Consider the following 24,096-nt stretch of genomic DNA (forward strand, 5'->3'; position numbering starts at 1 on the left):
CCGTTCCTCGACACTGCGGCGCGCATGCGCGCCGTGGCCGGCTGAGGGGGCGTCATGCGGATCTGCGTTCTCGACGAACCCAATGCGGCGACTGGCGGGCTGGAGCAGCGCTGTGCGGCAGCGCGTGAGGCCGGCTGCGATTACGTGGTGATGGCAGCGCCGTTTGCGCGCGATGCGGAGGGTCGACTGATCGATCCGGCGGGCCCGGCGCAGGCCCCCGACCCGGCGCTGCGCGAGGCCGTACAGGCCACAGGGCGGGCTGGCGTGACGTTGCTGATCGATGTGCGCCTGGATGAGGTCGGCGGTGCCAGCGCAGTGGTGCGCGACAACCCGCAGTGGTTCCGCGCGCGCAGCACCGCAGTGCCGGACCCGCGCCAGCCGCGGGCGACGCCGGAGGTCGCCGAAGCCCGTTTCGGTTACGCGCAGGAAGGCGCGGCGTTGGTGGAGTGGTGGAGCGCGCGCCTGCTGGACTGGGCCGGGCAGGGCGTGGGCGGCTTCCGGCTGCTGCAGCCTCAGCAGGTGCCGGCATCGCGCTGGCGCGAGCTGATCGCACGCGTGCATGCGCAAGCGCCGGAAGTGGTGTTTGCGGCATGGACACCAGGGTTGGGCCTGGAGGCCTTGCAACATCTGGCCGGCGCAGGCTTCGACGCGGCGTTTTCCTCGCTGGCGTGGTGGGATGGCCGCGGCAGCTGGTTCTTCGAGGAAGACACGGCGCTGCGCGCACTGGCGTCGCAGGTGGTGGCGGTACTGGGGCTGCGCGACGGCGAGCATGGCGCGGGGCCCGCGCAGCATTGGCAGCTGGCGCTGGCCTTTGGTGGTGCCTGGTCGATGGACGAGGCACATCTGCACGCGGTGCCGCCCTCGCTGCGTGCCGGCGGTGCGCTTGGCGGCAGTGCCGGCCTGCGCTTGCGTCCGCTGCTGCGCGAGACGACCGGGCTCACGGCCGTGGCGGTGGAGCCGCTGGGTGGGTTGCCGTCCCTGCTGCTGATCAATGGCGATACCCGTCACGTGGTGCCGGTGCCTGCGTCGGACCTGCTGCGGTTGCTGGGCGATGCGGAAGCACTGGTCGCCGAGGATGGGCGCACGCTGTCCGGCGCCACGCTCGAAGCGCTGGAGCCGGGCGAAGTGCGGGTCTATCGCAGCGTGCCGGCGCGGCACGTGCTGGCGGTGCCGCGGATGCGCCCACGGGCACAGACCGCTGCCACCTGGCCGCGGGTCTGCATCGAGTCGGTGACGCCATCGGTGGACAATGGCCGCTTCCCGGTCAAGCGCAGCGTGGGCGACCGCATCTGCGTGGAAGCCGATGCCTTCTGCGACGGCCACGACCGCATCGCGGTGGCGGTGCTGTGGCGCGCTGCCGATGCCAAAACCTGGGCCAGCGCGCCGATGCGCGCACTGGGCAACGATCGCTGGCGCGCGGAATTCCCGCTGGAACGGATCGGCACCTATGAATTCCGTGTGGAAGCGTGGCGCGATGTGTTCGCCACCCTGCATGCGGACCTGGAAAAGAAGCGTGCGGCCGATACGGTGTTGCCGGTGGACGTGCAGGAAGCCATTGCGGCGGTCGAAGCGGCGCAGGCCCGCAGTGATGGCGCATTGGCGACGCAGCTGCAGGACATCCTGGCCCGCATCGGTGCGCATGGCGAGCCGCTGCAGCAGTTGGCCATCGTGCTGGAGCCGGACACTGCCCAGGCGATGGCGCAGGCCGACGACAAGCCGTTCCGCTCCGAGTATCCGGTGACCTTCCGGGTGGAATCCGAGCGCCGTGCGGCGCATTTCGCCAGCTGGTACGAGTTGTTCCCGCGTTCGCAGAGCGGCGATGTCACGCGGCACGGCACCTTCGACGATGTGATCGGGAAGCTGGCGCATATCCGTGCGATGAACTTCGATGTGCTGTACATGCCGCCGATCCATCCCATCGGGTTGAACAACCGCAAGGGCCGCAACAACTCGGTGACTGCGGTGGATGGCGAGCCGGGCAGCCCCTATGCAATCGGCGCCAGCGACGGCGGGCACACCGAAGTGCATGCCGAACTTGGTGGGCTGGCGGGTTTTCGCCGCCTGATCCAGGCCGCGCGTGGGCACGGGCTGGAAGTGGCGCTGGATTTCGCCATCCAGTGCGCGCCGGATCATCCCTGGCTGAAGGAGCACAAGGACTGGTTCACCTGGCGCGCGGATGGTTCGATTCCATATGCGGAGAATCCGCCGAAGAAGTACCAGGACATCGTCAATGTCGATTTCTATGCCAGTGGCGCGGTGCCGGAGCTGTGGAACACCTTGCGCGATGCGGTGCTGTTCTGGGTCAACGAGGGCGTCACCCTGTTCCGCGTGGACAACCCGCATACCAAGCCGTTTCCGTTCTGGGAGTGGCTGATCGCGGACGTGCGTGGGCGCCGTCCGGACGTGGTGTTCCTGTCCGAGGCCTTCACCCGGCCTAAGATGATGTACCGGCTGGCCAAGTGCGGTTTCTCGCAGTCCTACACCTATTTCACCTGGCGCAATCGCAAGCACGAGCTGCAGGAGTACCTGCAGGAATTGAATGCGGGCGTGCCGAGCGAGTGCTTCCGCCCGCACTTCTTCGTCAATACGCCGGACATCAATCCCTTTTTCCTGCAGACCAGCGGACGCAATGGACACCTGATCCGTGCTGCGCTGGCCACCACGCTGTCCGGCCTGTGGGGGATGTACCAGGGCTTCGAGCTGTGCGAAGCCACGCCGCTGGCGGCGGGCAAGGAAGAGTATCTGGACTCGGAGAAATTCCAGCTGCGCGCCTGGCCCGAACGTGCGCCGGGCGACATCGTGGACGAGATCACCCGCTTCAACCAGCTGCGTCGCATGCACCCGGAACTGCAGTCGCACCTGGGCACGCGCTTCTACCAGGCCCACAACGATCAGATCCTGTATTTCGGCAAGTTCCTGGATGCCGGCTACCTGTCGCGCAGCCGCACCATGGTGCTGGTGGCGATCGATCTCGATCCACATGCCGGGCAGGACGCCGATATCGAAGTCCCCTTGTGGGAACTGGGCCTGCCCGATCACGCCAGTGTGGCGGTGGACGATCTATGGGACGGGCACCGCTTCATGTGGCAGGGCAAACACCAGCACATCCGTCTGGAGGCGACGCGGCCGTTCGCGTTATGGCGCATCCGCGCAGGAGAGGTCGCATGAATGCAGTTGCAGCGTTACAGGCCGATGCGGAGCAATCGGCGGTCGTCGCCGACCAGCGCTGGTACAAGGACGCCATCATCTACCAGGTGCACGTCAAGTCGTTCTTCGACTCCAACGACGATGGCATCGGAGATTTCCCGGGATTGATCTCCAAGCTGGACTACATCGCCGAACTCGGCGTGGACACCATCTGGCTGTTGCCGTTCTACCCCAGCCCACGCCGCGACGACGGCTACGACATCGCCGAATACATGGCGGTGCATCCGGACTACGGCACCATCGCCGATTTCGAGCAGTTGGTGGCGCAGGCGCACGCGCGCGGCATCCGCATCGTCACCGAGCTGGTGATCAACCACACCTCGGACCAGCATCCGTGGTTCCAGCGCGCACGCCATGCGCCGGCCGGTTCGCCGGAGCGCAACTTCTACGTGTGGTCGGATACCGACCAGGAATACGAAGGCACGCGCATCATCTTCTGCGATACCGAAAACTCCAACTGGACCTGGGATCCGGTGGCCGGGCAGTACTTCTGGCACCGGTTCTATTCGCATCAGCCGGACCTGAACTTCGACAATCCCGAGGTGCTGGAGGCAGTGCTGGAGGTGATGCGCTTCTGGCTGGATCGCGGCGTGGATGGCCTGCGTCTGGACGCGGTGCCGTACCTGATCGAGCGTTCGGGCACCTCCAACGAAAACCTGCCCGAAACCCACGCCATCCTGCGCAGGATCCGCGCCACCCTGGATGCCGAGTACCCGGATCGCATGCTGCTGGCCGAGGCCAACATGTGGCCGGAGGACACCCAGCAGTACTTCGGGCAGAACGCCGACGAATGCCATATGGCATTCCACTTCCCGTTGATGCCGCGCATGTACATGGCGATCGCGCGCGAAGACCGCTTCCCCATCACCGACATCATGCGCCAGACCCCGGAGATCCCGGAGAGCTGTCAGTGGGCGATCTTCCTGCGCAACCACGATGAGCTGACGCTGGAAATGGTCACCGACTCCGAGCGCGATTATCTGTGGCAGACCTATGCCGCCGATCGTCGTGCCCGCATCAACCTCGGGATTCGCCGCCGGCTGGCGCCGCTGCTGGAGCGCGACCGCCGCCGCATCGAGCTGATGACCTCGTTGCTGCTGACCATGCCCGGCACACCGGTGCTGTACTACGGCGACGAGATCGGCATGGGCGACAACATCCATCTGGGCGACCGCGACGGTGTGCGCACGCCGATGCAGTGGTCGATCGACCGTAACGGCGGCTTCTCGCGCGCCGATCCCGCACAGCTGGTGCTGCCCCCGGTGATGGATCCGCTCTATGGCTTCCAAGCGGTGAATGTCGAAGCACAGATCCGCGACCAGCATTCGCTGCTGACCTGGACCCGCCGCGTGCTCAGCGTGCGTAAGCGCTACCAGGCCTTCGGCCGCGGCACCTTGCGTTTCCTGTATCCCGGCAACCGCCGCATGTTGGCCTATCTGCGCTGCTACCAGGACGAAACCGTGCTGTGCGTGGCCAACCTGTCGCATACGCTGCAGGCAGTGGAACTGGATCTGTCCGAGTTCGAAGGCCGCGTGCCGGTGGACATCATCGGCGGCGGCAGCTTCCCGCCGATCGGGCGGCTGACCTACCTGCTCACCGTGCCGCCGTTCGGCTTCTATGCATTCCAGCTGGTCAGCGAGGGCACCTTGCCGGACTGGCACGTGCCCAGCCCGGTGCCGTTGCCGGATTACCGCACGCTGGTGCTGCGCAGCGATGCAGACGAGAGTAATGCGCTGCTGCCGCACCTGCCCACGCTGGAGGGCGAGATCCTGCCGGCTTGGCTGTCGGCGCGGCGCTGGTTCTCGGCCAAGGACCAGGCCTTGCGCACGGTGCGCATCGCCCGCCGTACGCCGCTGCCCGGCGATGAGCCGATGAGCCTGCTAGAGCTGGCGGTGGAGCTGGAGGACGGCCGCCATGAGTGCTACATGCTGCCGGTGGGCATCGTATGGGAGCGCGAGCATCCCAGCACGCTGGCCGAGCAGCTGGCTCTGGCACGCGTGCGCCAGGGCCGCGAGGTGGGCTATCTCACCGATGCCTTCGCGCTCAAGCCGATGGTGCGCGGGGTGATCGATGCGCTGCGCCGCGATGCGACGCTGGATTTCCACGATGGCGAGGATCAGGCCCAGCAGGGCCAGGTGCGTTTCGAATCCACACCGGCATTGGCCGCGCTGGAGATTCCGGACGATCCAGAGATCCGCTGGCTGTCGGCCGAACAGAGCAATAGCTCGCTGGTGGTCGCCGACAAGGCAGTGTTCAAGCTGTTGCGGCATGTGGCCACCGGCGCCAACCCGGAGATCGAGATCGGACGCCGGCTCACCGAGATGGGCTATGCCAACGCCGCGCCACTGCTGGGCAGCGTGAGCCGTATCGACGGGCAGGGCACGGTGACCACCATTGCCCTGCTGCAGGGCTTCATCCGCAACCAGGGCGATGCCTGGCGCTGGACGCTGGACCATCTGGCGCGCAGCTTCGACGAATACGCCACCGCGCAGACCGATGAGGCGCGTGCCGAAGCCATCGCCGGCTACGACGCCTTCGCCGCCGTGGTGGGCAAGCGGCTGGCCGAGCTGCACGAGGCGTTGTCACGCGACACCGACGATGCCGATTTCGCGCCGCAGCGGATCGACCTGCCGACTGCCAACGACGTGGTGGCGGGCGTGGCGCGGCAGGTGGAAGAGATGTGGGGCACGGTCAACGCGCGACTGGCCGCCAGCGAGGAGCCGGCCGAGCGCGAAGCGCTGGAGGCCATCCTGGCGCAGCGCCCGCAGCTGGATGCCTTGCTCGCGCGAGCTCCCAGCGTGCTGGCCGATTCGCTGCTGACCCGAGTGCACGGCGATTTCCACCTGGGGCAGATCCTGGTGGCCTTCGACGATGTGGTGCTGATCGACTTCGAAGGCGAACCGGCCAAACCGCTGGCAGAGCGACGCGCCAAGGCCAGCCCGTTGCGCGACGTGGCCGGATTCCTGCGCTCGCTCGATTACGCCAGCGAGGTGTCGGCCCGCGGCGAGGAGGGGACCGCCGCCCGCGCCGGTGTCGGCGTGGACACGCATCTGGACGAATTCCTGGTGCAATTCCGTCGCCGCTCCACACAAGCCTTCCTGGACGCTTACCATGCCGTGCTCGACGCCAGCGCCCACCCGTGGATCGCGCCGGCGGCGTTCAACGCAGCCACCTTGCTGTTCCTGGTGGAGAAGGCTTGCTACGAAGTGCGCTACGAAGCGGCCAACCGCCCTGGCTGGTTGATGGTGCCGATCGAAGGCTTGCGACGCATCCTGCAGCGCGCACGCGCCGGTGCAGGAGATACCTGATGAGTGGAGTCATGACAGCAGTGAGTAATCGATGGGATCCCGGCGTCATCCGCGCCCTGACAGAGGCGCGCCACGGCGACGCCTTCGCCGTGCTGGGCGCGCACCCGAGCGGGAGCGGCCGGGTGCTGCGAACCTATCTGCCCGGTGCCGACCGCGTCAGTGCGGTGCTGCACGACGGCCAGACGATCGCCCTGGAAGCCGGGCCGGAGCCAGGCCTGTTTGCCGGCGAACTCCCTGCGCAGGGGAGCTACCGCCTGCGCATCGGCTGGCCCGGTGGCGAGCAGGAGACCGCCGACCCGTACGCCTTCGGCCCGCAGCTCAGCGACTTCGACCTGCACCTGATCAGCGAAGGCCACCACCTGCAACTCGCCGATGCACTGGGTGCGAACGTGGTGGATGTGGATGGCGTGCGCGGCACGCGCTTTGCGGTGTGGGCGCCCAATGCCTCGCGGGTGGCGGTGGTGGGCGACTTCAACAGCTGGGATGCGCGGCGCCACCCGATGCGGCTGCGTCATCAGTCCGGGGTGTGGGAGCTGTTCATTCCCGACGTCGGCCCCGGCGCGCACTACAAGTACCAGCTGCGTGGGCCGCATGGACACGAATTGCCGGCCAAGGCCGACCCGGTGGCGCGGCGCGCGGAACTGGCGCCGGGCACCGCCTCCATCGTGGCCGACCCGGCGCCCTTCCAGTGGAACGACGATGGCTGGATGGCCACGCGCGCACGGCGCCAGGCGCACGATGCACCGATGAGCATCTACGAGATCCATGCAGGCTCCTGGCTGCACGCCGAAGGCGTGGACCTGGACTGGGATGGCCTGGCCGACCGGCTGATTCCGTATGTGGCGGACATGGGCTTCACCCATGTGGAACTGATGCCGGTCACCGAGCATCCGTTCGGTGGCTCCTGGGGCTACCAGCCGCTGGGCCTGTTCGCGCCCACCGCGCGCTTCGGCACGCCGGACGGCTTCGCGCGCTTCGTCGATCGCTGCCACCGCGAGGGCCTGGGCGTGATCGTCGACTGGGTGCCGGCGCATTTCCCCACCGATGCGCACGGGCTGGCGCACTTCGACGGCACCGCGCTGTACGAGCACGCCGACCCGCGCGAGGGTTTCCACCGCGACTGGAACACGTTGATCTACAACCACGGCCGCCGCGAGGTGTCCGGCTTCCTGATCGCCAGTGCGCTGGAATTTTTGCAGCGCTACCACGTCGACGGCCTGCGCGTGGATGCGGTGGCGTCGATGCTCTACCGCGATTACAGCCGCAATGCCGGCGAATGGATTCCCAATATCCACGGCGGGCGCGAGAACTACGAAACCATTACGTTCCTGCGGCGGCTCAACCAGGTGGTGCGCGAACATGCGCCGGGTGCAGTGACCATCGCCGAGGAATCCACCGCGTTTCCCGGCGTTACCGCCGACGTGGCGCATGGCGGACTGGGCTTCCACTACAAGTGGAACATGGGCTGGATGCACGACACCCTGCATTACGCGGGGCTGGATCCGATCTATCGCCGCTACCACCATGGCGAGCTGACCTTCAGCATGGTCTATGCGTATTCGGAACGCTTCGTGCTGCCGATCTCGCACGACGAGGTGGTGCACGGCAAGGGCTCGTTGCTGGGCCGCATGCCGGGCGACGACTGGCAGCGCTTCGCCAACCTGCGTGCCTATCTGGGTTTCATGTTCACCCACCCCGGGCGCAAGTTGCTGTTCATGGGCTGCGAATTCGGCCAACCAACCGAGTGGAACCACGACGCTGGCCTTCCGTGGCATCTGCTCGACGACACACGCCACCGCGGCGTGCAGACGCTGGTGCGCGACCTGAACCGACTTTACGTCGAATACCCGGCGTTGCACGCGCACGACGACGACCCGTCCGGCTTCGCGTGGGTGGTGGGCGACGATGCGGCCAACAGCGTGGTGGCCTTCCTGCGCAAGGGCAAGCGCGGCGATGCGCCGGTGCTGGTGGTGATCAACTTCACCCCGGTGGTGCAGCACGGCTATCGCATCGGCGTACCGCAGGGCGGCCACTGGCGGGAAGTGTTCAATAGCGATGCCGGCCTTTACGGTGGCAGCAACCTCGGTAATGGCGGCGGCGTGAGCGCCGAGCAGCAATCCATGCACGGGCATGCGCAATCGTTGCCGTTGCTGCTGCCGCCGCTGGGTGCGATCGTGCTGACGCCGCAAGGCTGAGTCCGCAAGGCCGATGCCTTGGCCTGCCGCCGGCCGCTTGGCCCGGTGGCAGGCCAGCTGTTAGATTCGTGCCTCATTGCCGCCCGGGGAGGGCGGCCGGGCACAGCCGCCGCCATGCCTTCCGTCGATCATCCTTTGCGGGAGTGCGGTGCGTGCGCGCAGGCGTAGTGAATCAACAGATCCAATCCTGGGCTGCCGGCTGCGCAGTGCCGTCGACCGGCCTGGGACGGCGCAGGCGGCGGACGCCGTGCACATCTGCGCTGCAGCGGCTGGTTGCCACAGGCGCGCGCGTGTTCCAGGCAGGCTCCAGAGGCGCGCACAAGGCGTGCGCGTTGGGAGCTGCACGGGTGGGGAGCGAGGTATGCTGCTGACCTGGCTGTATCTGCTTGGCGCCATCGCTGCGGTAACGCTGTTCTACCTGGCGACCGCGCATCAACGGCTGTGGCGGCGCGCAACCCGTGCGGCGCTGCCGCTGCGCGTCGCGGCGGGTGTGTCATGCGCGCTTTCGCTGGCTTGCGGGATCGCTGCGCTGGGTCCCTGGGCCGGGGTCTTCGCCGCGCTGACCGCGCTGATGCTGGCGGCCATCGTGCTGCCATGCGTGGATGTCTGGTGGCAGGGGCGCGTGCAGCGCAGGCAGGTGCCGCATGTGGGCTAGATGGTTGGCATCGGTGGTGCTCGGCCTGCCGCTGGCGGTGGCGCTGGTGGGCCTGTGCGCGTTGCTGCTGCCTGGGCCGCGTCAGTCCTACACGCTGGCATGGCTGCTGGTGATGTTCCCGGTCTGGATCGGCGCGATGGCCTGGCCATTCGCATTCCGGAGCGCAGCGCGCGCCTGGTTTTGGCTGGGTGGGCTGACCCTGCTGTGCTATCTCGCGCTGGCCGCGATCAAGGCGCTGGGCTGGACGGAGCTTCCCGCATGAAAGCCGCAACCTTACGCGCGTTCCTGTCCGTGCATAGCTGGACGGGACTGCTGGCCGGCATGGCCTTGTTCATCGCGTTCTATGCGGGCGCACTCACCGTGTTCACCCACGAGCTGAGCGGCTGGCAGGTCGCGCCGCCAGCGCAGGCGGCGGTGCCGGCCGAACCGGTCGCGGCCGCGCAATCGCTGCTCGACACCGTCGTCGCCGCGCACCCGCAGGTGGCCGAATCGTTCCTGGTGCTGTTGCCCGGTGAGCATGGGCCGTTGGCGCGGCTGTACTGGTATGGCCCGCAGGCCGATGCCAGCGGGGGCATGCGCCAGTATCAACACGGACCCGATGGCGGTGTGCTGGAGTTGCCGCAGCGCACGGGTTTTGCCGATTTTCTGTACGACCTGCATTTCACCGCCGGCCTGCCGCGCGTGTTCGGCACCTATCTGTTCGGCGTGGTGAGCGTGCTGTACGGGCTGGCGCTGGTCAGCGGCGTGGTGCTGTATGCGCCGGTCTTCTTCAAGGACCTGTTCGCGCTGCGCATCGGTGCCAACCTCAAGCGCCTGTGGCAGGACGCGCACAATCTGGTCGGCATGCTGTCGCTGCCGTTCCATGTGATCTTCGCCTGGTCCGGCGCGGTGCTGTGCCTGGGTGTGCTGCTGCTGGCGCCGTTCCAGTTCCTGGTGTTCGACGGCAAGTTGATGCAGATCCTGGAGCCGGATTTCGAACTCGCACCGCATGTGGCACCGGCCAAGCGCGCCGCGCCGCTGCTGCCGATCGCAACGCTGCTCGATCGCGCGCGCGCGGCCAGCCCCGGCTTCGTGCCGGAAAGCCTGGCCTACCACGATGCCGGCGACGCCAATGCGCGGGTGGAGGTCTATGGCCATCACGATCAGCGCCGGCTCAACAGCCTGGGCGGCGTGGCGCTGGATGCCACTACCGGGCAGGTGCTGCGCGTGCTGGAGCCGGCCACGATGTCGCCCGGCACCGCCGCCCTGCGCGGGCTGCAGGCGCTGCATTTCGGCAACTTCGGGCACGCCGCGGTGCAGTGGCTGTATTTCCTGCTCGGCCTGGGCGGCGCATTCCTGTTCTACAGCGGCAACCTGTTGTGGATCGAGGCACGGCGCAAGCGTCGCCAGCCCGAGCAGCCAGGTCGCACGCATGCGATGGCGCGGCTGACGGTCGGTGTCTGCCTGGGCAGCGTGGCCGGCATCTCGGCGTTGTTCATCGCCGCGCGGTTGTTGCCGGCGGGACAGGAGCGCTATGTGTATTACGCGGTGTTCGGCGTCACGCTGCTGTGGGCGGTGCTGCGGCCTACTGCGCGCGGCGCATACGAGGCCTTGCTGGCCTGCGCCGTGCTGACCGCGCTCATTCCCATCGCGTCCCTGCGTTCGCCGCAGGGGGCGGTCATGCCGTGGACCGATCCGCGCGTGCTCAGCGTGGATCTGATCGCGCTTGCGGCCGCCTGGGCGTACTGGAAGATGGCGCGCGCTGCATTGCGCCGCAGCCTGCATGGCGATCCCAATAGCGTGTGGGCAGGAGGGCGTTCCCGGATACGATAGTGGCCGGCCCATATCGTCTGACGCATGAGCGAGCATTGGTTCTACGGGGAGATCGCGTGATGGACGTCCTGCGCCTGTTGCCGGGCAGATGCCGGAACGGCGGCTTCGCAGGACACGGATCCCGGAGGTCGTCATGGCCACACCGCATCGCATCGGTCTGATCTCCGACACCCACGGATTGCTGCGGCCCGAAGCGCTCGCCGCACTTGCCGGCTGCGCGCAGATCATCCACGCCGGCGATGTGGGCAAGCCGCAGGTGCTCGAGGCGTTGCAGGCGCTGGCGCCGCTGCATGTCATCGCAGGCAATATCGATGACCAGCCCTGGGCGGCGGACCTGCCGCAGACGCTGGATCTGCAGATCGATGGCGTGCGCATCCATGTGCTGCACGATCTGAAGACGCTGACACCGCAGGTGCGGGCGGATGTGGTCGTCAGCGGGCATTCGCATGTTCCTGCGATCCAGACGCGGGATGGGGTGTTTTACGTCAATCCGGGCAGTGCCGGGCCGCGCCGCTTCCGTCTGCCGATCAGCGTGGCCACGCTGTGGCTGGGCGACGCTGCGCCGCGCGCGCAGTTGCAACTGCTGGAGCCGGACCGGGTGCGCTGACCTGGCATGCACGCCAACGGGGCGATCCTGGGCACCACGTCGTCGCGAGGACTCTCCCATGAATACACGCCGCCAATTCCTGTCCGCAGCCGCTGCCGGCACCGCTGCGCTGGCGACGGCGCCGTTGCTGGCACAGGCCGCGTCCGCTTCCACGCCCGGCAGTGTGATGCCCACGCGTGGCAAGACCACCGCCGCTGCCCTGCCGATCAACCCGCCACGCAGCGGCGGACGCTATCGGCCGAGCGGTCGTCTGGGCTTTGGCGGCGTGGCGGTCGGCAACGGCTTTGCGCCCACCAGCGACGCGCAGAGCGAGCAGACCCTGGCGGCGGTGTGGGAAACGGGCGTGCGTCATTTCGATACGTCGCCGTGGTACGGGCTGGGCCTGTCGGAGCGGCGCATCGGTCGTCATCTGCACAACCATCGTGCCGACGACTATGTGCTGTCGACCAAGGTCGGCCGCCTGCTCACCGCCACTCGGAAGCCGCCCAAGACCACCTGGGTCCAGCCGTCGCCGTTCGACTATCGCTACGACTACAGCGCCGCCGGGGTGCGGCGCTCGATCGAAGACAGCCTGCAACGCCTGGGCGTGTCGCAGATCGACATCGTGTACATCCATGATCTGTCGCCGGAGAACGAAAAGGACCTGGGCATGCCCTGGGAGCAGCGCTTCGCCGAAGCGGCGAAGGGAGCGATGCCCGAGCTGACCAGGATGCGCAAGGAAGGCCTGATCAAGGCCTGGGGCTTCGGCGTCAATCGCCCCGAGCCGGCCCTGCGCGCGATCGAGGAGGCCGACCCGGACATCTTTCTGCTGGCCTGCCAGTATTCGCTGCTCGATCATGCGCAGGCGCTGCATGACACCTTGCCGAAGATCGCCAGGCACGGCGCTTCGGTGGTGGTGGGCGCGCCGCTGCTGGCCGGTTATCTGGCCGGGCGCGAGCGTTATCTCTACGACGGGACCGTGCCCGCGTGGGCACCGGCCAAGCGGCAGAAGGCGATGGCCGTTTGCGACCGGCATGGCGTGGACCTGCGCACCGTGGCGCTGCAGTTCGCCGCTGCGCCGCAGGTGGTGGCGTCGGTGATTCCGGGTGCGCGCACTGCCGGGCAGGCGCAGGCGAACGCGGCGTCGATGCGGGTGGCGATTCCTGCCGCGGTGTGGGAAGAGCTCAAGCGCGAGAAGGTGATCGAGGCCGACGCGCCGGTACCTGCGTCGGGTTGATGGGTGGTGTGTGGTGAAGATGCAGGCGCACACGTGGCACTTGCAAGACAGGACGCGAGGCGACTGCGCGGCGCAGGGGCGTGCGACAGTGCTGGATGACAGGAGGCTGCGCCCGTACCCTCATCCGGCGCTGCGCGCCACCTTCTCCCGGTGGGAGAAGGGAGCACAGCCTCCATCCGGCGCTGCGCGCCACCTTCTCCCGGTGGGAGAAGGCAGACAAGCCTCACTCCGGTTGGGGGCGAAGAGGCAGTGCCTGCGCGCCACTGGCGCGCGCAATCGCCGCGCCGCCCCTCCGGCAGTCGATCGCGAAGGCGCCCGTGATCACGGAATCAACAGCGGCCGCATGCCAGGCAACTGTTGCGCCAGTTCGTCGGCGACGATGGCGGCGAACACGTCCGCGCCTTCAGGCCCCAGGTGGGTGTAGTCGAAGGCGAGCTTGGCCTGCCCCATTGGCTCGGTGCTGGCATTGTCCTGTGCCGCCGGGCGTGCCGCGATTGCCCTTGCTCCCGTCGCTGCAGGCATCGGGGCGGGTGTCGCCTGCGCCAACGTCTTGCCGATGGTGGTGCCCGACTGCGCGGCAATCACCTGTTCCGGGTCGGCCGGGCGCTGCGCCAGCCGCATCGCCAGTACCGGGCCCATGCCCTGCACCAGGGCGCGGCTGCGTGCGTGCAGGTCGACCAGCGGCACCTGGAGATCGCGCGCCACTACACGCGTGGCTTCCGCCCAGGGGCCCAGATCGTCCAGCAACTGTCCACGTTCGAACTGCCGCCGCGTCAGCGGCGTCACCAGCACCGGCACTGCGCCGGCAGCACGCGCCTCGGCCACGTAGCGGCGCAGATTGGCCGGGAATTCGGTCGCCAGGTCCGTCGAACGTCCCGGCTTGCCCGGTTGATCGTTGTGACCGAACTGGATCAGCACCACCACCTGTCGATAGCCGCCGCTGCGCAGTTCCTGCAGTGCGATGTCCCACGACCCCTCGGCGCGATAGTTCGAGGTGCTGCGCCCGCCGCGTGCCAGGTTCACGCAGCTCAGCAACGAGGTCACGTGCTGCGCGCAGAAACTCGGCCCCCAGCCACCTTGCACGGCGGTGGTGGAATCGCCCACCAGCACGATCTTGCTGGCGGCCAATACCGGCGTGGCGCCAGCGTTTGCAGTCGCAGCTGCGGTGCGCAGCTGCGCCGCAGCGGAGGGGGCCGCAGCAGGTCCGGCGCAGGCGAGCGGTACGAGCGCCGCCGTCAGGGCCGATAGCAGCAGTGGTGCGGCAAGAGCACGCAGATGCATGGATCACCGTGGGCCGAAGGCGGTCAGAACGTACCGCGTTGAATGAAGGGAGCCTGTTGATACAGGCGTCGTTCGCCACTGCGCGGATCCAGTTCCAGCCGGCTCGGGGCATCGAAGATCAGCGTCTCGCGGCGCTGCAGCGAGTACTGCCGCCAGCGTGGCGCGCTCCGACAATTGGGGTCGCCATGCCGCGCGAATGCGATCAGGGCATCGCTCATCTGTGCCGCCATGGCCTGCGCGTCGGCGCCCTGGCCGGTGCGTGAACCGGGCTGCGCAATGGTGTCGAACACCAACGGGATGTCCAGGGTGTGGAAGGCGCCGAACTTGCCGCCATCCAGCGGCGAGGCCCAGTCCAGCTGATACGCCCAGGTGGGCGCACCCTGGCGCGCACGCGCTTCGGCTTCTTCGACCGCGCCACGCCACGAGCGTCCGGCCGTGGTGGCGGCGAAGAACACGTCCGATGGCGAATACTGCGGATACAGCCGGCGGTATTCGGCGATCACCACCTCCGGCAACAGGTCCACGTATTGCTGGGTCTCCAGCCTGGCCGGCAACTCATCCCAGCTCAATGTGAAGTTTTTCGCATCGTTGCCGAGAAACGCGCGCGTCTCGTCGCGGGTATTGCCGATCACCATCGGGATGCGTGCCGACTGCAGCGGCGCGTTCGGCCAGAACGGGTGCACCGGGACATTGCGCGCATCCAGCACCGGGCCGAAGTACAACGCGCTGTTCTCCACCCGTGAGGGATCACGCAGCTGCGCGGCGGCCAGCAGCTGCGCCACCGGCAGCGTACGCAGCCGCGCCACATCGCCGGGGGCGATCTTCAGCGCGTCCAGCAGCAATTGTGCGCGCTGGGTGGCCGCGCGCGGGCCGGCCACGGTGACCTGCTGGCCGCTCATGGTCCAGGCGCGATGGAACAGCCCGCGCGCGGCCGGCATCGCCATCAGCGTGGCGATCTTGGCGCCGCCGCCGGACTGACCGAACACGGTGACATTGCCGGCGTCGCCGCCGAACTCGGCCGCGTGCTGGCGTACCCACTGCAGCGCCTGGATCAGGTCCAGCTGACCGGCATTGCCCGAGTCGGCGAAGCTGGCGTCGCCCAGCTGCGCCAGCGACAGATAGCCGAACAGGTTGAGCCGGTGATTGACGGTGATCACCACAACGTCGCCGCGCGTGCACAGGCGCACGCCATCGTAGAGCGGGTCGCTGCCCGAGCCGGTGGTGTAGCCGCCGCCGTGGATGTAGAACAGGATCGGCCGCTTGCCGCCATCGCGCAGGGCCGGCGTCCACACGTTGAGGAACAGGCAATCCTCGCTGGTGGGTTCGCTGGCCTTGGCTTGCGGGGCGGCGGCGCCGAAGCCGGTGGCATCGCGCACGCCCTGCCAGGGCGTTTCCGGCAGTGGCGCCTGGAAGCGCCGCGCGCCGGTGTCGCCGCCGTACGGGATGCCCTTGAACACGCAGATGCCCGCATCGCGCAGGCCGCGCACGGTGCCGCTGCGCAGCTGCGCCAGTGGCGCGCCCTGGTCGCGTGGCGGCGGCACCGCGGCGCCCGCCGCAATGCCGGGCAGTGCCGCGGCGGCGGTCGCTAGCAGGCCGCCTTTCAGCACGGTGCGGCGGCGCGGATCCGGCGAAACAGGCGCGCTCATCGCCCGGCCTCCCTGGCTGCCGTTGCCACCGGTGGCTGGGTGACGCGGGCCATCCAGGCCTGCGCCAGCTGCGGCCAGGCAGCCAGTGTGAGCCCGGCGATGCGGCCGGTGCCGAAGCCATGGCCGCCCTGCGGAAACACATGCAGCTCGCTGGCGACGCCGGCATGCAACAGCGCGTCGTACATCAACAGGCTGTTGCGCACCGGCACCACCGCGTCGTCCTGTGCGTGCAGCAGGAAGGCCGGCGGGGTGCGGGCGTCCACGTGCAGCTGCGGGGAATAGGCGCGCACCTGCGCCTGGCCGGGTGTGCGGCCGAGCAGGCGCTCGCGCGAGCCTGGATGCGCGTTGGCGCTGTCCATGTCGATGACCGGGTAGATCAGCAACTGGAAATCGGGCCGCGCGCTCAGCGCATCGGCCGCGTCCTGCGCCGGGTACACCTGCGCGGCATAACGCGTGCCCAGGCTGGCGGCGACATGGCCGCCGGCCGAAAACCCCATCACCCCGACCCGCTGCGCGTCGATGCCGTAACGCGCCGCATTGGCGCGGATCAGCCGCAGCGCGCGCTGGGCGTCGGCCAGGGGCACGTCCGCAGCGTCTGGATGGCCCTCGCCCGGCAGCCGGTAGCGCAGCACGAACAGGGTGATGCCTGCGGTGTCGACGAAACTCGGCGCCAGCATGCTGCCTTCGTTGTCCAGCACGATGCGCTGGTAGCCGCCGCCCGGGGTGACCAGCAGCGCGGTGCCGTTGGGCCGCTTGGGCCGGTACACCACCAGATAGGGCTGGCTGATGGCCTGGATGTAGCGGTCGGGGTGGGCGGCATCGCTGCTGCGCTCCACGATGCGCTGTGGCTGGGTCAGTGCGGTGTCTCCCGGTGCCACCCCGGCGGGCCAGAGTGCGATGCGGCTGGCCTGCTCGGCAGCCGTATCGGCGCTGGCTGTCTCGGCCGCCCAGGCGGGAGTGCCCAGCAGCATCAGAGTGCCCAGGATCAGCGCCGGGACCCGGCGCATCCGGCGTCGCTGCCCGCAGCCATGGGGGTTTGAGCTCGTCTGTCGCATCGCCCCTCCCAGGGTCGCTTCGCGTTGGCGGTCACAATGCCGCACTGCACATTGCCAATGACACCGGTTTACCATATACAGCACACCGTGCCGCTGTCGATTGGCAGTGCAACAAAACACCTTTCAGGGAGACACCCTTGAGCAACGACGCCGCGACCCCGCCATCGTCCACATCCCCGCTGTCCGCAATCGCTCAGCGCTTCGTGGAGGCACGCCGTGCAGGCGCATCGCTTCCCGAGTTTCCAGGGCAAATCCCCGACGATCTGGTCACCGCGTATCAGGTGCAGGACATCGCCATCAGCCAGTGGCACGACCAGGTGGTCGGCTGGAAGGTGGGCTATATCGCTGCCGAACGCCGCGATGGTTCGGGCGACGAGCGTCTGCTCGGCCCAATCTTCTCGCAGAAGCTCTGGAATGCTACCGGTGGAACAACCGAGATTCCGGTCTTCGTCGGCGGCTTCGGCGCCGTGGAAGCCGAATACGTCCTGCGCCTGGAGGCCGATGCGCCCAGCGGCAAGACCCATTACACCGCGGACGAGGCCGCTGCGCTGCCGGCGCGGCTGTTCATCGGCGTGGAAGTGGCCAGCAGCCCGCTGGCGACCATCAACAAGCTGGGCCCGCGGGTGGTGATTTCGGATTTCGGCAACAACAACGGCCTGATCCTGGGCCCCGAAGTCACCGACTGGCTGGGTCGCGACGAGGCCACGCTGAGCGCCGAGACCCGGATCGACGACCAGGTGGTGGGAACCGGCGGCGCCACTACGCTGCCCGGCGGGCTGCGCGCGGCCTACGCGTTCGCGCTCAGCCGTTCGGCTCTGCGCGGGCGCCCGCTCAAGCGCGGTGATCTCATTGCCACCGGCAATGCCACCGGTATCCACGACATCGAAGTGGGACAGCATGCGCTGATTCGTTTCGCCGGCATCGGCGACATTTCCTGTACGGCCGTGTCCGCCAATTGAGACGGATCACCGTGACCAGACGCTTGGGAGGGCGCCAATGATCACACGCAGACATTTCCTCGGTGCCGGGCTCGGCGCCGCCGCCGCCGGCCCCTGGCTGGGCGCCGGCGCCACCACGCCGATCCCCGGCGGCCAGCTGCTCACCGCCACCGATGTGCACGTGGGCGACTACCCCACGGTGGAGGCGGTGCGCTGGTTCGGCAAGCAGCTCGAAGCCCGCACCAATGGCCGGCTCAAGCTGCGCCAGTACCATTCCGGCCAGCTGGGCCGCGAGTCGGAGGCGATCGACATGGCGCGCTTCGGCGCCATCGACATCACCCGCGTCTACTCCGGCGCGTTGAACAACACCTTTCCGCTGACCCAGGCGCTGTGCCTGCCGTACGTGTTCGACTCGGTGCCGCACCTGCGCCGTGCGATCGACGGGCATGTGGGCGACAGCGTGCTGCGCAGCTTCGAGCAGCGCGGCCTGGTCGGTCTGGCCATCTACGATTCGGGCGCGCGCTGCTTCTACAACACCAAGCACCCGCTGCACCGCCCGGAAGATCTCAAGGGCCTGAAACTGCGCGTGGCCTCCTCGGACATCTTCCTCAAGCTGATGCGCATGCTGGGCGCCAACCCCACGCCGATGTCGCTGGGCGAGACGTTCTCGGCGATGGAAACGCACATGATCGACGGTGCGGAAAACAACATGCGCAGCTTCCAGTCCAGCCGGCATTTCGAAGCCGCGCACTACTGGTCGCAGAGCGAGCATTCCTATGCGCCGGACATCCTGGTGATGTCGCGGCAGAGCTTCGAATCGCTGAGTGCGGCCGATCGCGGCCTGGTGGTGGAACTGGCGCGCGCATCGGTGCCGGTGATGCGCAACCTGTGGGATGCCTCCGAGACGGTGGCACGCCAGCAGGTGATCGATTACGGCGTCAAGCTCAATCAGGTCGACATGCCGGCATTCCGCGCCGTCGCCGCGCCGCTGCTGGCCGAATACCGCAAGCAGCCCGAGATCGAAGCGCTGTACCGCCGCATCCGCGATTTTGCATAGAGGTGTCCCGATGACTGAACCCGAGACCGTTGCCGTCCCGGTCGCGCCGTTGCAGCGCGCGCTGGACCGCATTTCCGACCTTGCCATTGGCGTGGCCTCGCTGGCGTTGCTGGGCCTGGTGGTGGTGCAGGGCTGGCAGGTATTCACCCGCTACGTGCTCAACGACTCGCCCAGCTGGACCGAGCCGGTGACCTTGCTGCTGCTGAGTACCGCGCTGAGCCTGGGCGCCGCCGCCGGCGTGCACACCAACCGCCACTTCGGCTTCTACCTGCTGGGCGAACACGTGCCACCGCTGGTGCGCAGGATCTTCGAGGTGATCCGCCCGCTGATGATCCTCGCCATCGGCGCGGTGCTGGCGTGGTGGAGCGCGGCGCTGCTGCTCGATGGCCTGGACATCAAGATGGCCGGCGCGCAGATGCCGCAGAGCATCAACTACCTGCCGTTGTCGATCGGCGGTGCGTTGATGGTGTTGTTTGCCTTGTTCAAGTTGTGGCGTGTGCTGCGCCCGATCCACACCACAGGAGTGCGCTGATGGGCATCGCGATGTTGTTGGGAACCTTCGTGGTGCTGCTGCTGATCGGCGTGCCGGTGGCCTACGCCCTGGGCGCGGCCGCACTGGCCACGCTGCTGTATCTGGACCTGCCCACGGTGGTCTTGGTGCAGCAGATCTCCGCCGGCAGTGGTTCGGCGTCGCTGATCGCGATTCCGCTGTTCATCTTCGCCGGCGAGCTGATGCTGCGCGGTGGCATTTCCGAACGCCTGATCGCGCTGGCCTCGTCCCTGGTGGGGCGCGTGCGCGGCGGCCTGGGCCAGGTCAGCGTGCTGTCGTCGCTGTTCTTCGGCGGCGTGTCCGGTTCTGCCATCGCCGATGTCTCGGCGGTGGGCGGCACCATGATTCCGCAGATGATCAAGCGCGGTTACGACCGCGATTACGCGGTGAACGTGAGCATGACCGCAGCGCTGGTGGCCCTGCTGGTGCCGCCCTCGCACAACCTGATCCTGTTCTCGGCCGCGGCCGGCGGCGGGCTGTCGATCGCCGATCTGTTCGCCGCCGGCATCGTGCCTGCGTTGCTGATGACCGCGGCGATGATGATCACCGGCTATGCGGTGGCACGCCATCGCGGCTACGGCACCGAACCGTTCCCCGGCTGGCGCGCGGTGGCACTGCGCCTGGTCGGCGCGCTGCCGGGGCTGGGGCTGGTCGCCTTGATCTTCATCGGCATTCGCGCCGGCATCTTCACTGCGGTGGAGAGCGCGGCGATCGCGGTGGTGTATGCGCTGATCGTCACCGCCTTGCTGTATCGCCAGTTGCGCTGGGCAGAGTTCTTCGCGGCGGTGACGCATGCCGCGCGCACCACCGGCGTGATCCTGTTCGTGATCGCCACCGCGGCGGTGTTCGGCTGGTTGCTGGCGTATCTGCAGGTGCCGGCGGCGGCGGTGAAGTTCCTGCAGGCCATCGCCGACAGCCAGCGCACGGTGCTGCTGATGATCGTGGTGCTGTTGCTGCTGCTGGGCATGTTCATGGACCTGGCGCCGAAGATCCTGATCTGCACGCCGATCTTCCTGCCGGTGGTCAAGGCCTATGGCATCGATCCGATCCACTTCGGCCTGGTGATGGTGCTGGCCGGCGGTATCGGTCTGATCACCCCGCCGATCGGCTCGGTGCTGTTCATCGGTACCTCGATCGGGCAGATCACCATCGCCCAGAGCATGCGCACCATCTGGCCGTTCTGGCTGGCGGCGTTGTGCGTGTTGCTGATCGTGGCGTTCTTCCCCGAACTGTCGTTGTGGCTGCCACGCGCGCTGCGCGCCTGAGGGCCTGAACGACCGCGCGCCGGCAGGCGGGCGACCGGGGCGGCGCCGAGCGCCGCAGCGGTTCCCATCTGCCGGCCATGCCCGATGTCGCGCATACGCGTCAGGCATCGCTGCCGGCGGGAGGGTTCCGCCTCATCCGGTTAACCGGTGGCATTGTCTGCCGGTTGCCGCACAGCCCCGGTATCCGGGGACCAGGAGAGAAAGCATGCGTGTGCGTATCACCTCATCCCGATGGCGTTGGCTGGTTGCCGGCGGACTGTTGCTATGCGCCGGCCTGAGCGGCGCGGCGGACTGGAAACGCGGCATCGAACACCAGCGCATCGCCGATCAAGGCAATGGCACCTATCTCAATCCGGTCCTGGCCGGCGACCACCCGGATCCCTCGGTGCTCAAGGACGGGCAGGACTACTACCTCACGCTGTCCTCGTTCGATGCCTACCCGGGCCTGCCGATCTGGCACTCGCGCGATCTGGTCAACTGGCAGCCGCTGGGCCATGCGATCACCCAGAACGTGGGCGCGATCTGGGCACCGGACCTGATCAAGCACGGCAAGCGCTACTACATCTATTTCCCGGCCCGGCGCGGCGACCAGGGCGAGCGCAGCAACTTCGTGGTGTGGGCCGACGACATCAAGGGCCCGTGGAGCGCACCGATCGACATCGGCCTGGGCAAGTACATCGACCCCGGCCACGCGGTGGGCGAAGACGGCAAGCGCTATCTGTTCCTGAGCGGCGGCGATTATGTGCAGCTGTCCGACGACGGCCTGAAGGTGGTCGGCACCCCCAAGCACGTCTACGACGGCTGGAAGTATCCGGAAAGCTGGGACGTGGAAGGCTACGCGCAGGAAGGCCCCAAGATCACCCGCCACAACGGCTGGTACTACATGACCACCGCGGTCGGCGGCACCGCCGGCCCGCCGACCGGGCACATGGTGATCACCGCGCGCTCGCGTTCGATCCATGGTCCCTGGCAGAACGCACCCAACAACCCGATCACCCGCACCAGGAGCGCGCAGGAGCCATGGTGGTCGCGCGGCCACGCCACCCTGGTGGAAGGCACCGACAAGCGCTGGTGGATGCTCTACCACGGCTACGAAAACGGCTTCTGGACGCTGGGCCGGCAGGCGCTGCTGGACCCGATCGAATGGACGCCCGACGGCTGGTTCGTCGCCAAGGGCGGCGATCTGGGCAAACCGCTGAAAAAACCCAGTGGGCAGGCGCTGCAGCACGGGCTGGCGCTGTCGGACGACTTCCGCGCCAGCACGCTCGGCCCGCAGTGGGCGTTCTTCAACCCGGCCGCCGACGAGGCCAGGCGCCTGCAGGTGGGCAATGGCGTGTTGCGTCTGCAGGGCAAGGGCAGCGCGCCGCGCGATGCCTCGCCGCTGACGGTGATCGCCACCGACCCGGCCTACCAGTTCGAGGTGCAGATGACCGTGGCGCCGGGCGGGCAGGGCGGTGCGCTGCTGTTCTACAGCGACAAGCTCTACGCCGGGGTGGGCAGCAATGGCGAAAATTTCGTCATGCACCGCTATGGCGAGGAGCGCCCGGCCAAGCTGGCGCCCAGCGCCGACGGCGGCACGCTGTGGCTGCGGGTCACCAACAACCGGCACATCGTCACCATCCACAGCAGTACCGACGGCAAGGCCTGGACCAAGTACCCGGTGCAGATGGAAGTGTCCGGCTACCACCACAACGTGGCCGGCAAGTTCCTGGCGCTGAAGCCGGCGCTGTACGCCGCCGGCGATGGTCAGGTGGAGTTCCGCAACTTCCGCTACCGCGCCCTGGACTGACCGTTCTGCACCACCGGGCATGCCGCAGCGAATGCGCTGCAGCCTGCCCGACGCAGCGGATCCGGCCCAGCAGCAGGCTGCGCTCAGGTCTGCCGGCTCCATGGCCGGTAGAATCCAATCAACTTCAACGGTTGACCGCTATGCCCGCCCGCAAGATGCCCGATGAGGGAATGCCAGGCCTGCCGAAGGGCAAGGTCGCAACGATCAACGACATCGCGCGGATGTCGGGCGTATCCAAGAAGACCGTCTCGCGCATCATCAACAACTCGCCGCTGGTACGCCAGGACACCCGCGAGAAGGTCGAAGCGCTGATGCGCGAGGTCGGCTATGCGCCCGACCCGCTGGCGCGCGGGCTGGCGTTCCGGCGCTCGTTCCTGATCGGCATGGTCTACGACAACCCCACCGCGCAGTACATCGTGGACATGCAGTACGGCGCGCTGGACGCGCTGCGCGGCTCCAGTTTCGAGCTGGTGGTGCACCCCTGCGACAGCCGCAGCCCCGGCTATATCGAAGGCGTGCGCCGCTTCGCGCAGGCGCAGAAGCTGCATGGGGTGATCCTGGTGCCGCGCGCCTCCGAAGACCAGGCGCTGGCCGACATGCTGGCCGAGATCGGCTGCCGCTATACCCGCATCGCCTCGATCGCGCTGGACGCCACCTCGCAGACGGTGATCACCCACGACCGCGACGGCGCCGCCGAGGCGGCCGACTACCTGCTGTCGCTCGGCCACCGCGACATCGCCCTGGTCACCGGCCCCAGCGCCTACCGCTCCTCGATCGAACGCACCGCCGGCTTCGCCGATGCGCTGACCCGGCGTGGCATCGAACTGCCGCCCGAACGCATCGTCGAGGCCGGCTACACCTTCGAGTCGGGCGTGGCGGCGGCCGAAAAGCTGTTGCTGGGCAAGAAGCGGCCCACCGCCATCTTCACCGGTAACGACGAGATGGCCGCCGGTATCTACAAGGTGGCCCTGCGTGCCGGGATCAGCATTCCCCGCCAGCTCTCGGTGATCGGCTACGACGACAGCTCGCTGGCCTCGCGCCTGTGGCCGCCGCTGACCTCGGTGCGCCGGCATACCCGTGACACCGGGCGCACTGCGGCGGCCATGCTGATCCAGCCCGACAACGCCCCGCAGCTGCCCACCGCCAGCGTGCGCCCGCACCTGATCGTGCGCGACTCCTGCCAGCCGCCGGAAGATTGAGCAGCGCGCCCCGCGACCCCACGCGGCGCGGGCCTTGCGCGCCACCTTGCAGGACGGTGTGCCGGTCAGGGTGAGAACAGCTGGCTCGATCGGCCAACGGCTGGCCCCCCTCCGCCCTTCGGGCACCTTCCCCCGCAGGCGGGGGAAGGCAGGCCGCCGGTCGCTGCGACAAAGCCCCTTTCCCAACGGGAGAAGCGCTCAAAGCCCCTCTCCCTGCGGGAGAGGGGTTGGGGTGCGGCGGCAGACAGCCATCTAAAAAAGCTCAGCCATGCGCTGATGGAGGAGGCGCACATGAGCTTCTACCCGACCAATCCAG

At 68.1% G+C, this 24,096-nt stretch carries 17 protein-coding genes; 14 read left to right on the forward strand and 3 right to left on the reverse strand.

Annotated features, from left to right (window positions below; translation table 11 throughout):
- The first annotated feature begins 54 nt into the window (after window positions 1-54).
- From LL962_RS00265 to LL962_RS00300, 8 genes are all read left to right on the forward strand, one after another.
- Window positions 55-3,168 (forward strand): maltotransferase domain-containing protein, encoded by a 3,114-nt coding sequence (locus LL962_RS00265; protein ID WP_228315464.1) that lies wholly within the window; start codon window positions 55-57, stop codon window positions 3,166-3,168.
- Window positions 3,165-6,515, forward strand: coding sequence for a maltose alpha-D-glucosyltransferase (gene treS, locus LL962_RS00270; RefSeq protein WP_228315465.1), 3,351 nt, complete (start codon window positions 3,165-3,167; stop codon window positions 6,513-6,515). The genes LL962_RS00265 and treS overlap by 4 nt, the downstream gene beginning before the upstream one ends.
- A 20-nt stretch (window positions 6,516-6,535) precedes the next feature.
- Window positions 6,536-8,710 (forward strand): 1,4-alpha-glucan branching protein GlgB, encoded by a 2,175-nt coding sequence (gene glgB, locus LL962_RS00275; protein WP_228315653.1) that lies wholly within the window; start codon window positions 6,536-6,538, stop codon window positions 8,708-8,710.
- Between the two features lie 361 nt (window positions 8,711-9,071).
- Window positions 9,072-9,365 (forward strand): hypothetical protein, encoded by a 294-nt coding sequence (locus tag LL962_RS00280; protein ID WP_228315466.1) that lies wholly within the window; start codon window positions 9,072-9,074, stop codon window positions 9,363-9,365.
- Window positions 9,355-9,627, forward strand: coding sequence for a hypothetical protein (locus LL962_RS00285; RefSeq protein ID WP_228315467.1), 273 nt, complete (start codon window positions 9,355-9,357; stop codon window positions 9,625-9,627). The genes LL962_RS00280 and LL962_RS00285 overlap by 11 nt, the downstream gene beginning before the upstream one ends.
- Window positions 9,624-11,177: a PepSY-associated TM helix domain-containing protein gene (locus tag LL962_RS00290; protein ID WP_228315468.1), complete on the forward strand. Its 1,554-nt coding sequence runs from the start codon at window positions 9,624-9,626 to the stop codon at window positions 11,175-11,177. The genes LL962_RS00285 and LL962_RS00290 overlap by 4 nt, the downstream gene beginning before the upstream one ends.
- A 133-nt stretch (window positions 11,178-11,310) precedes the next feature.
- Window positions 11,311-11,784, forward strand: coding sequence for a metallophosphoesterase family protein (locus LL962_RS00295; RefSeq protein ID WP_228315469.1), 474 nt, complete (start codon window positions 11,311-11,313; stop codon window positions 11,782-11,784).
- Window positions 11,785-11,842: 58 nt separating this feature from the next.
- The gene (locus LL962_RS00300; protein ID WP_228315470.1) at window positions 11,843-13,000 is read left to right on the forward strand and encodes an aldo/keto reductase; all 1,158 of its coding nucleotides are present in this window, start codon (window positions 11,843-11,845) and stop codon (window positions 12,998-13,000) included.
- A gap of 321 nt (window positions 13,001-13,321) precedes the next feature.
- Here the strand turns inward: LL962_RS00300 and LL962_RS00305 are convergent, their stop codons facing one another.
- From LL962_RS00305 to LL962_RS00315, 3 genes are read right to left on the reverse strand one after another with little or no spacing between them, the layout of a single operon-like run.
- A complete protein-coding gene (locus LL962_RS00305) occupies window positions 13,322-14,281 on the reverse strand; it encodes a rhamnogalacturonan acetylesterase (RefSeq protein ID WP_228315471.1) in 960 nt (319 codons plus the stop codon).
- Window positions 14,282-14,304: 23 nt separating this feature from the next.
- Window positions 14,305-15,927, reverse strand: coding sequence for a carboxylesterase/lipase family protein (locus tag LL962_RS00310; protein WP_228315472.1), 1,623 nt, complete (start codon window positions 15,925-15,927; stop codon window positions 14,305-14,307).
- Complete coding sequence (locus LL962_RS00315; protein ID WP_228315473.1) at window positions 15,924-16,934, reverse strand: alpha/beta hydrolase; 1,011 nt, start codon at window positions 16,932-16,934, stop codon at window positions 15,924-15,926. The genes LL962_RS00310 and LL962_RS00315 overlap by 4 nt, the downstream gene beginning before the upstream one ends.
- A 185-nt stretch (window positions 16,935-17,119) precedes the next feature.
- Here LL962_RS00315 and LL962_RS00320 point away from each other — a divergent pair, with 185 nt between their 5' ends.
- The 6 genes from LL962_RS00320 to LL962_RS00345 all read left to right on the forward strand — a co-directional run bounded on the left by LL962_RS00320 (window position 17,120) and on the right by LL962_RS00345 (window position 23,780).
- On the forward strand, window positions 17,120-17,941 hold the full coding sequence (locus LL962_RS00320) for a 2-keto-4-pentenoate hydratase (protein ID WP_104588485.1): 822 nt from the start codon (window positions 17,120-17,122) through the stop codon (window positions 17,939-17,941).
- A gap of 37 nt (window positions 17,942-17,978) precedes the next feature.
- Window positions 17,979-18,977: a TRAP transporter substrate-binding protein gene (locus LL962_RS00325; RefSeq protein WP_228315474.1), complete on the forward strand. Its 999-nt coding sequence runs from the start codon at window positions 17,979-17,981 to the stop codon at window positions 18,975-18,977.
- 10 nt (window positions 18,978-18,987) lie between these two features.
- Window positions 18,988-19,509 (forward strand): TRAP transporter small permease, encoded by a 522-nt coding sequence (locus LL962_RS00330; RefSeq protein WP_167395418.1) that lies wholly within the window; start codon window positions 18,988-18,990, stop codon window positions 19,507-19,509.
- Complete coding sequence (locus LL962_RS00335) at window positions 19,509-20,792, forward strand: TRAP transporter large permease (protein ID WP_104588487.1); 1,284 nt, start codon at window positions 19,509-19,511, stop codon at window positions 20,790-20,792. Before LL962_RS00330 ends, LL962_RS00335 begins: the two co-directional genes overlap by 1 nt.
- A gap of 205 nt (window positions 20,793-20,997) precedes the next feature.
- Complete coding sequence (locus LL962_RS00340; protein WP_104588488.1) at window positions 20,998-22,581, forward strand: family 43 glycosylhydrolase; 1,584 nt, start codon at window positions 20,998-21,000, stop codon at window positions 22,579-22,581.
- A 140-nt stretch (window positions 22,582-22,721) separates the two neighbouring features.
- The gene (locus tag LL962_RS00345; protein ID WP_208621480.1) at window positions 22,722-23,780 is read left to right on the forward strand and encodes a LacI family DNA-binding transcriptional regulator; all 1,059 of its coding nucleotides are present in this window, start codon (window positions 22,722-22,724) and stop codon (window positions 23,778-23,780) included.
- Window positions 23,781-24,096: the final 316 nt, after the last annotated feature.

It is taken from the genome of Xanthomonas sp. NCPPB 1067, assembly GCF_020783795.1.
Lineage (GTDB): Bacteria > Pseudomonadota > Gammaproteobacteria > Xanthomonadales > Xanthomonadaceae > Xanthomonas > Xanthomonas melonis.